Annotated in this window: 2 protein-coding genes; both read left to right on the top strand. The window is 66.8% G+C overall.

Going from position 1 to position 3,027, the window contains the following annotated elements:
* A partial coding sequence (locus WAO18_RS09935) for a response regulator transcription factor (RefSeq protein WP_422205980.1) occupies positions 1 to 189 on the top strand: 189 nt, incomplete at its 5' end.
* An 86-nt stretch (positions 190 to 275) separates the two neighbouring features.
* On the top strand, positions 276 to 3,027 hold a 2,752-nt coding region (locus WAO18_RS09930), incomplete at its 3' end, for a helix-turn-helix transcriptional regulator (protein WP_422205978.1).

Here is a 3,027-nt window from a genome sequence, read left to right as displayed (position 1 = left end):
TGGGACAGCCTCACCGACTCCGAACTCAAGGTCGTCAACCTCATCGCTGAAGGTTCGACCAACCGCGACGCCGCCACGCAGCTGCACCTTTCCCCCCACACGGTGAAGACTCACGTCCACAATGCATTTGCCAAGCTCGGCATCACCTCCCGTGCCCAATTGGCGCAGCTCATGCGTGGCTCTAACTGATCGACAGCAATCGGTGGATGGCGTGCGCGGGCCTACAATGACGTGCACTGCAATGGCAGTCCGGTACACGGTAGACAGGACACCCGATGGGGCCTTCAACCGGCCTATTTGACGTCGACGGCCAGCGGCTGGTCACTCCGCCGATTCGCGGGCGGGCAAACGAACTGAAGACGATCGGCGCCATGGTTGCCGCGGTGGCTCAGGGTCGCGGTGGCGTACTGATCATCGAGGGCCCACCCGGCATAGGCAAGAGCCGCCTGTTGACCGAGGTGTTGGCGCTGGCCGATAAGTTCGGGGTGCGCACCTTGTTCGGTGAGGCGTTCGAGTATCAGCAAACGGTGCCGTTTTTCTCGCTGTTCATGGCGACGCTGAACGCCGATCCCCCGGTCGGGGACGCCGAGGCGTTGCGCCGGCTGGGCGGCTCGGCCGATCTGCGCTATTGGGTGGTGCATGATTTGGCCGACGCGATTCAGGCCGCGGCCGCACAGACCCCGCTGGTGATTGTCTTGGAGGACATTCACTGGGCCGATAACGGCACGCTGTTGGCGCTGCGGTCGCTGGCCACCGCGCGCCCGGATGTGGCGGTGCTGTGGGTGCTGACTGCCCGCACGGGGGCCGGCGGCCCGGCAATACAGGAGACCTTGTCACTGCTGCAACGCGCGAATGCCACATTCCTGCGACTGGCGGCCATCACGCCGGACGCGGTCGCCGACATGGTCCAAGACACCGTGCGAGCGAAAGCCGATGCGTCACTGCTGAATCTGGCCGCCAAGGCACACGGCAACCCGTTTCTGGTCAGCGAGCTTCTCGGTGGGCTGAGTGAGGAGGACCGGCTTACCGTCAACGGCGGCCGCGCGGCGGCCAAGGGATATGCGCTGCCGCGCCGCCTGGGCGTCGGTATGCGGCAGCGACTGGACCTGCTCTCGGATGGCACTTCGGAAGTGGTGCGGGTGGCCGCAGTACTGCCGGACCGGTTCTCAGCCGGGCAGTTGGCCGCGATGCTGGACCGCCAGCCGGCATCGTTGATGTCAGCGCTGGAGGAGGCGGTGCGCGCGGACCTGATCGTCGACGACGGTGAGCGGCTGAGGTTTCGGCACGACTTGCTGCGCGAGGCCACCCGACAGTCGCTGCCGCAGTCCCTGCGGCGGGCGATGGAGCGCCAATCGGCGTCGGTCATGCTCGGAATGGGTTCGGCCCCAGCCGAAGTGGCCACTCAGCTGGCACGCAGCGCCGAGCCAGGAGACCGGGAGGCCATCGATGCACTGCGCCAAGCCGCCCAATCGGTTGGCCGCGGCGATGCGAGCGCAGCCGCGGACTTGAGCAAGCGCGCGCTGGCACTGTTGCCCGCCCACGACCTTGACTACGGGTCACTGGTCGCCGAAACAGTGGACTTGCTCAACCGAGCCAGCCGTTACGAGGAGGCAGAAGAGCTAGCCGTTGCCACGCTCTCAGAGGTGGCATCGCCCGAAGAGGAAGCTGAGATTCGCTTGCGCCTCGCGACGGTCACCAAGCACAGCACCCAGAGACGCGTCGAGGAGAATCGTCGAGCCCTGCAGTTGGGTGACATCAACGAGGTCACCCGAGCACGGCACCTGGCCTGGCTAGCCATCAACCTGCTGTTTCAGAAGCAAGGTGGACAACGGCGCGCGGCGGCCGACGAGGCTGCCGTGGCTGCCGCATCGACCGGTGACCTCGAGGCCAGAATCCTGGCCGATGTCACGCTGGCTTGTCTCGACTGTGGCGACGGGTACGCGGGCCGCTCGGTACACCGTCTCGAGGAGATTTGCGCGCTCGCCCGCACGAGTGATGCGACCGCAGCCCATGACTTGGCCGCAGTCCACTGCACGCTGGTGCTGGCGGCGGTGGGGCGGGTGGACGACGCTACTGCCAAGGTCGCCGAGGCAACCGAGCAAGCGCGCCGGGAACGCAACGCAATGGGCCTTGATATCTGGTCCACGGTTGGCGCGATTGTCCACCTCGCTGCGGGCCGGTTGTCCGCTGCTCGCGCCACGGCCGAATCCATGCGGCCCCCAAAGCCGACAGCCGCTACCGACCCGGACGTGGCGCGCATGATGATTCTGGTCGAGGTGGCGGTGCATACCGATGACCGAAACTTGTTGCAGCAAACGGTCAATGACGCCCGCGACGCCTACCCGACCGCCTCATTTGTGATACGTCGGACAGCGGCGCATGTGCTCGCGCTGGCCGCGTGGCAGCGCGACGACATCCATGACGCCATGCGCTGGCTCGGCGGCGACATCACGCTGTTCGAACCACCACTTTGGCCGCAGATCTTGGATCTGGTGATCCTGGGTGCGCGCGTTGCTTCGGCCGCGGGCGACGCCGGCTTGCGCGCACGCGTCCTGCAGGCCACCGACCTGCTCGAGCGTGAGCGGCCGCCGATCCCGCTGTTCACCGCGGTCGCCCAACACGCCCGCGGGATACTCGGACGTGACGCTTCAGCACTGGTGGCTGCCGCGGACGTGCTTCGTTCGTCGTCGCGGCCGCTGCTTTACGCGAGCGCTGCCGAGGACGCCGGCCGCGAGCTAAGTCGCGCGCAGCGCAACGCTGAGGCGCTCGACTGGCTGAACGCGGCATTCGACACCTACGTCAAGTGCGACGCGACCGCCGATGCTCGCCGCGTCGGCCGCGCGCTGCGCCGACTCGGCGTAGAACGGCGCACCATCGCCCAGCCGCGGGCAAAAACGGGGTGGGACAGCCTCACCGACTCCGAACTCAAGGTCGTCAACCTCATCGCTGAAGGTTCGACCAACCGCGACGCCGCCACGCAGCTGCACCTTTCCCCCCACACGGTGAAGACTCACGTCCACAATGCAT

The sequence above is a fragment of the Mycobacterium sp. genome, from assembly GCF_049278535.1.
Taxonomy (GTDB): domain Bacteria; phylum Actinomycetota; class Actinomycetes; order Mycobacteriales; family Mycobacteriaceae; genus Mycobacterium.
Note: the sequence above shows the minus strand (reverse complement) of the source record. Positions and strands in the feature narration are given on the sequence as shown.